This is a genomic window from Actinacidiphila alni, assembly GCF_900112845.1.
Lineage (GTDB): Bacteria > Actinomycetota > Actinomycetes > Streptomycetales > Streptomycetaceae > Actinacidiphila > Actinacidiphila alni.
This window is the reverse complement of sequence record NZ_FONG01000008.1, coordinates 364,872-370,871: the sequence shown is the minus strand read 5'-3', so window position 1 is coordinate 370,871 and position 6,000 is coordinate 364,872. Positions and strand designations below refer to the sequence as shown.

Annotated in this window: 3 protein-coding genes and 1 pseudogene; 1 reads left to right on the top strand and 3 read right to left on the bottom strand. The window is 71.4% G+C overall.

Features of this window, described 5'->3' with window-relative positions:
* Together BM076_RS16515 and BM076_RS16510 are read right to left on the bottom strand one after the other, a co-directional pair.
* Positions 1 to 209, bottom strand: a pseudogene (locus BM076_RS16515) (enoyl-CoA hydratase/isomerase family protein); the annotation flags it as partial.
* 2 nt (positions 210 to 211) lie between these two features.
* Positions 212 to 523 (bottom strand): hypothetical protein, encoded by a 312-nt coding sequence (locus BM076_RS16510; protein ID WP_093714290.1) that lies wholly within the window; start codon positions 521 to 523, stop codon positions 212 to 214.
* Between the two features lie 215 nt (positions 524 to 738).
* On the opposite strand from BM076_RS16510, the gene BM076_RS36650 reads away from it, so the two are divergent.
* Positions 739 to 1,236, top strand: coding sequence for a hypothetical protein (locus BM076_RS36650; RefSeq protein ID WP_177246471.1), 498 nt, complete (start codon positions 739 to 741; stop codon positions 1,234 to 1,236).
* A 62-nt stretch (positions 1,237 to 1,298) separates the two neighbouring features.
* Here BM076_RS36650 and BM076_RS16500 read toward each other — a convergent pair whose 3' ends face one another.
* Positions 1,299 to 5,843, bottom strand: coding sequence for an FtsK/SpoIIIE domain-containing protein (locus BM076_RS16500; RefSeq protein WP_093714288.1), 4,545 nt, complete (start codon positions 5,841 to 5,843; stop codon positions 1,299 to 1,301).
* Positions 5,844 to 6,000: the final 157 nt, after the last annotated feature.

Genomic DNA, 6,000 nt, shown 5'->3' with positions numbered 1-6,000 from the left:
TTGATCAGCGGGGTGACGTCGCTGTCGATGTGGGAGATGAAGGCTTTGGCGGCCTCGCCCTTCCAGTAGCCGCAGTCCAGCCGGTCCAGCTCGGAGACGGTGGTGCTCAACTCGGTGTGCACATCACCGATCTGCCGGGCCAGCGAACGGGTCCGCTCGACATCACCGGGCGTGGGGTCGAAGCCGAGGTGCGGAAAGCTGCGTGTCATGCCTAGCACTTCCCGCCGTCGGTCTTGCCGCCCGTCTTGAGCGAGTTGGCGAGCTGCAGGTCGGCGTCGTCGAACGTCTTGCCGATCTGGTCGATCATGTGCACGGCGGTGTCGGCGTGCTGGCCTATCTGCTTGATGCCGTAGTGCCAGTCGTCGGCGAAGTCGTGGACGTCGTCTATGAGCTTGGGGGCGCCCACGGACTCGCCGTTGGCATTGCCCATCGCCCGGCTCACGGTGTCCATTCGGTCCGCGATGGTGGAGAACGTCTTTCGCAAGTCGCCCATCACCGTGCCATTGATCTGGAGGTCCCCCATGGAAAATCAACCCTTTCTCGGCAATACGTGAGATATCGCGGGCCTGCCGCGGATCTCAGACCCCCTACTCTATTGGCCATGTGCGGACCGTCCATGGTCCGTCGGTCACGGTCCTGTGGCAGTCGCGTGTGGGTGCCGATTTGCCCACGCACTCGCCGGGGACCTGCTGGTAGCTTGCCGACGCCGGGTCCGGATCGCGACATGGGGGAGTTCAGGTGTTTCGTCGTACGTCAACGGCAGCGGGTATCGCCACGGTGGCGGTGGTCGGCGCGCTGACACTGAGCGGATGCAGCGGCGGCGGTGACGGCGAGGGCAAGAAGGCGCCCCCGACGACCGGCGCGTCGGCGTCCGGCGGCCCGAGCGCCGCCTCCAGCGCCTCGACCGCCCCGACCGCGTCGGGCAGCACGACCGCGTCCCCCGGCAGCACCGGCGCCCCGACCGAGGGCGTCGAGGGAGTCTGGCTCGCCACCGAGGGCGCCGCCAAGGTCCAACTCGTCCTCGGCAAGGGCCAGGCCGGACTGACCAGTACGCATCTGTGCGCCGGCACGTACACCGACAAGGACGGCGTCGGCCTGATCCTGACCTGCATGGACGGCGACAAGGAACGCACCTCCGGCCACGGCGTACTGGCCGGTGACGGCAAGACGCTCACCGTGCGGTGGACCGGCGGCCCGACCGACACCTTCTCCCGTACGGGCCTGCCCAGCACCTGACCCCGGTGGGGCAGCCCGCCGAGGGCGGTGCCGCCGCCGGACCCGGCAGCGGCACGCGCGCCTCAGGCGGTCAGCGGCACCGTCACCGTCAGCGGCTCGCCGTCGCCGAGGTGGAGCAGCGCCCGGCCCGGCGTGACCTGGCCGCCCACACTGCTGCGGCTCAGCCGGGTGCCGATCAGCTCGCCGCTCATCGTCTGCTGCGGGGAGAGCAGCACACCGCGGCGGGCCTTCTTCGCGTCGACCTGCCAGCCGGAGAAACCGGAGCAGATGTCCTCCTCGCCGCCCGCGAGGACCACGGCCCTGCCCTGGTCGGAGCCGCGGGCGATGATCTCCTTCAGGACGTCCTTGGCGTCGCAGTCACGCAGCAACTCCGCGTCGTCGATGACGACGACCACGGGCGCGCCCTCGGTCTCCTCCAGCGCCTTGCCCAGGTCGTCCGCGGGTATGTCGCTGTCGGTGAAGACCCGCAGCACCCCTTCGGCGCCCGCCAGTTCACGCAGCGGCGACGGGCGCGGCGCCGCGACGACCAGCTTCACGCCCTGCTGCTGGTAGCTGCGGGCGAGGGTGAGCAGCAGCGTCGAGCGGCCGGACTTGCCCGGGCCGCCGATGACGAACGCGGGCAGGCCGTCGGAGAGATTCGGACCGTAGCCGGTGAGTTCGTCACCGCCGACGCCGACCAGCGCCCACAGCGGATTGCGGGCCGCGTCGGTGTCGCGCATCTCCCACGCGTCGGCGAAGGACAGCCGCGACGGCAGCACGTCCACCCGGAACGGGCGCCGGCTCCGCGGCAGGTGCGCGTCCCGCTCGGTGGCCGCGGCGCCGATCGCCGCGATCGCCGCCGCCTGGCCCTGACCGGTGGCGTCCCCGTCGAGCAGCGCGACCTGCGTCTCGATACCGGACTCCGAGCGGTACGCGCGGCCCGGCTGGATCTCCTCGGGCACCTTGCGCGGATTGACGGAGATCAGCGAGAAGTCGGAACGGTCCGCGAGCCGGAAGGCGATCTTGTCCTCGGTGAGGGTGGAGATCCGGCCGGCCATCAGGGTGCGGTCACCGGTGATGATCAGATGGATACCGACCGAGGCGCCTTCCCGGAGGAAGGCGAACAGGTCGTCGCTGAGCGCCCCGTGGTCCAGCTCGCCGAGCGAGGGCGTCCAGCCCTCCCAGCGGTCCAGCAGGATCACGATGTGCGGCAGCCGCTCCTCCTCGGTGGCCGCCGCCGAGCGCTGCTCGCCGATGTCCGCGAAACCGTCCGCCGCCAGCAGCTCCTGACGGCGCGTCATCTCCGCCTTCAGGCGGCCGATCAGGCGGACCGCCCGCTCGGTCTGCGAACGGCCCACGACCGCGCCACAGTGCGGGAGCTTCGTCAGCGCGTTCAGCGCGCCGTTGCCGCAGTCGATGCCGTACAGGTGCAGATCCGCGGTGGAGTGCGTCCGGGCCAGTGAGCCCGCGATCGTCCGCAGCAGCTGCGAACGGCCGGACCGCGGCGCACCGGCCGCCAGCAGGTGGCCGAAGGTGTGGAAGTCGATGGCGACCGGGCGCCGGGCCTGGAGCGCGGGCAGGTCCTCGATGCCGTACGCGGCGGGCGGCAGCGCCCCCGCGGCCACCGGCGTCGGCAGCTCGTCCAGTTGCAGGGTGTCCGGCAGCGCGGGCAGCCACGGGCTGTGCTGCGGCGGGATCGACATCCGCTCATTGGCCTCGCAGATCGCCTCCACCAGCACCTTGAGGTCGGTGATCTCGTCGTCCTCGCTCTTCGCACCGGCCGGGCGGCGCGGCGCGGAGCGGCCGAGCTGCGACCAGTCGACGACGCCGACCCAGGGCGCCACCGTCACGTTCTCGACCGCGCCGGGCCGCCGTCCACCGACCCGGCCGGACTGGAACGGCACCAGCGAGGTCGCGCCGAGCCGCACATAGGCGCGGCCGGGCGTGGACTTGGAGATGTTGCCGGCGTCCGGGGCGTCGATGACGTCCGAGGACTCGCTGCCGTCGGTGACGCGCAGCGCGATCCGGAGGTTGGTGTTGGCCCGGATCTCCGGCGAGACGACACCGCTCGGCCGCTGCGTGGCCAGGATCAGGTGGATGCCCAGCGAACGGCCTCGCTGGGCGATGTTGACCAGACCGGTGACGAAGTCGGGCAGTTCACGGACCATCGAGGCGAACTCGTCGATCACGATCAGCAGCCGCGGCATCGGCTTCAGCTCCGGCTGGCGCCGCATCAGGTCGGTGTAGTCCTCGATGTCCTTGGCACCCGCCTCCGCCAGGATGTGCTCGCGGCGCTTGAGCTCCGCGCCCAGCGACTCCAGCGCGCGCTCCACCAGGTGGGCGTCGAGGTCGGTCACCATGCCGACGGTGTGCGGCAGTTGGACACAGTCCTTGAACGCCGAGCCGCCCTTGTAGTCGACGAGCACGAAGGTCATCGCCTCCGGGGTGTTCGCCACCGCGAGCGACGCCACGATCGTCTGCAGCAGCTCCGACTTACCGGAACCGGTGGTGCCCGCGATCAGGCCGTGCGGCCCGTCCTTGCGGATGTCGATCGCGAACGGACCGTCGTAGGACTCGCCGACGACCGCCTGGGTGGAGATCGGGCTGAGCCGCCAGCGCGCGGCGATCGCGTCGGCCGTCGGCGGCTCGATCTCCAGCACGTCGAGCAGCCGGCTGGCCGACGGGATCGCGGAGTCCTCGGTGTCGCCGCTGATGTCGCGGATCGGGGAGAGGCAGCGGGCCAGCCGGGAGCACCAGGCGGGCGAGACGAGGTCGGGCCGCACCTTCCGGATCCGTGCCACGCCCGCCTGCTCGACCCGCAGTCGGAAGGCGCCGGCCGCGGGCTCCGCCGCCACCGCCTGCGTCTGCTGCGAGCCCGCGTACCAGGCGTTCACCGAGGGGAAGCCGCCCTGCCGGGGCCCGGCGGCCGACGCGGCGGCCGTCTCGGGCACCGACGCGACATGGGCGTCGGCAGCGGGCGCCTCGAATTCCGCTATCACCACGGCCTGGCATTCGCCGGGCAGGAAGCGCTCCTCGGAGTCCAGGCAGATCGCGAACATCCCGACGCCGGGGCCCTCGCGCAGCAACTGCACCACACCGGGCAGCGAACGCATCCGCCGCGAACCGTCGAACACCACCACGATGTCGGGGTCCTTGAAGAAGCCCGCGTGGTTGGACGCGCTGCCCGCCTTCTGCTTGGCCTTCTGCCGACCGTCCAGGATGGCGGTCAGCTCGGCGATCCGGGCCGCGACCGTCTCGGCGTCGGTGCCCAGCAGGGCGCTGGTGTCCTGGCCGTCGGTCGGCCGGGCGTGCGGCAGCCACCGCACCCAGTCCCAACTCTCCTGCCCCGACTGCTCGGTGAGCACATAGAACTGAACGTCCATCGGGCTGCTCAGCGCCGCGGCCTGCGCCAGCGCCCAGCGGCCCATGGCCCGTGCCCCGTCGCCGGGCGCCGCGAAGCCGATCACCCCGAGCCTGCGCAACTCCACCGCGACCGGGGCGTCGTCGATCTCCCAGGTGACCTTGCGGCGGTGCTCCTCCTGCTCCGGGTCGTCCAGGACCACCTCGGAGGGCAGCTTCGCGGTGCCGACGCGGATCAGCAGATGGTCGGCGTCACCGCGGCGCCGTTCCCACAGCCGGGTGCGCGGACCCGTCGCGGTGTTGAGGACGGTCGCCGGGTCCGGCGAGGCCGCGGCACGGTCCTTGCGTTCCAGATCCAGCGCGTTGTTCGCGTCGTCCTCGATACGGCCCTTGCGTTCGCGGTACTCGGTGAGCGTCTTCGCGTACGACTTGCGGCCGTTCTTCTTGTCCATGAAGTAGTTGCCGACCATGACCATCGGGCTCGCGACCGCCATGAACAGGTACATCATGCGGTGCATCATGAAGGCCATCATCACGGCCATCAGCAGCGGCATGACCGCCATCAGCCACGGCAGCGGGCGGCCCGCGGGCTCCTTCGGCGGGGACGGCAGCCGGAAGAGAGTGGTCCGCTCCGGTGGCGACAGCCGGGGCGGACGGTTGTAGTCGTACGTCGCCCCGTCCTCGCCCGGATGCAGCGCCGCGTTCGGCGGGATATAGGGGCCTAGCTCCAGGAGGCTGTTGCCGATGGCGAGTTGATCGCCGAGCGGCCACTCCTTCGTGTCATTTCCGACGGTGACCTGGCAGGTGCCGCCCATGCCGACGGTCAGCACCGCGGCGCGCTCGGCCAGCTCCGAGTCGTCGATGCGGATCCGGGCCGAGGCGCCGCGTCCGATCTCCACCCGGCCGATGCCGAGCCGGTGCACCGCGCCCGCGTCCGGGCCGCCCGCGACGCGCAGTTCGACCACGCCGGCCGGTTCGCCGGGCAGGCAGCCCGCCGGGTCGTAGAGGCTGACCACCGCGCCCTCGCGCAACGGCGACTGGGCGACCGACCAGCCCGGGTCGACCGCGTACCCGTCCACGTACACCGCGGGGGCGCCGGGCGCGCGGGACGGGCCGCCGGCGATCGAGATGATCTCCGCACCGCCCCCGCCGACCTTCTGCCCCAACTCGCGCGCGAGGTCCGCGACGGTCGACTCGGCTTCGGTCTCCACCACTACATCGGCGCGGTCTCCGCCGAGCGGATCGACCACGGTCAACGACAGACGCACGGCGTTCCTCGTTCCCCCGGATTCGACTTGGTTTCTACGGACGATATCCGCTGGGGCCCGGTCGTGGAGCCCCCGGTGCCTGCCCTGTGGATAACCTGCACCGGTTTATCCACAGGCCGGGAACAGGGCTGGACACGGCCCCGGTCCGAGGTGGGAC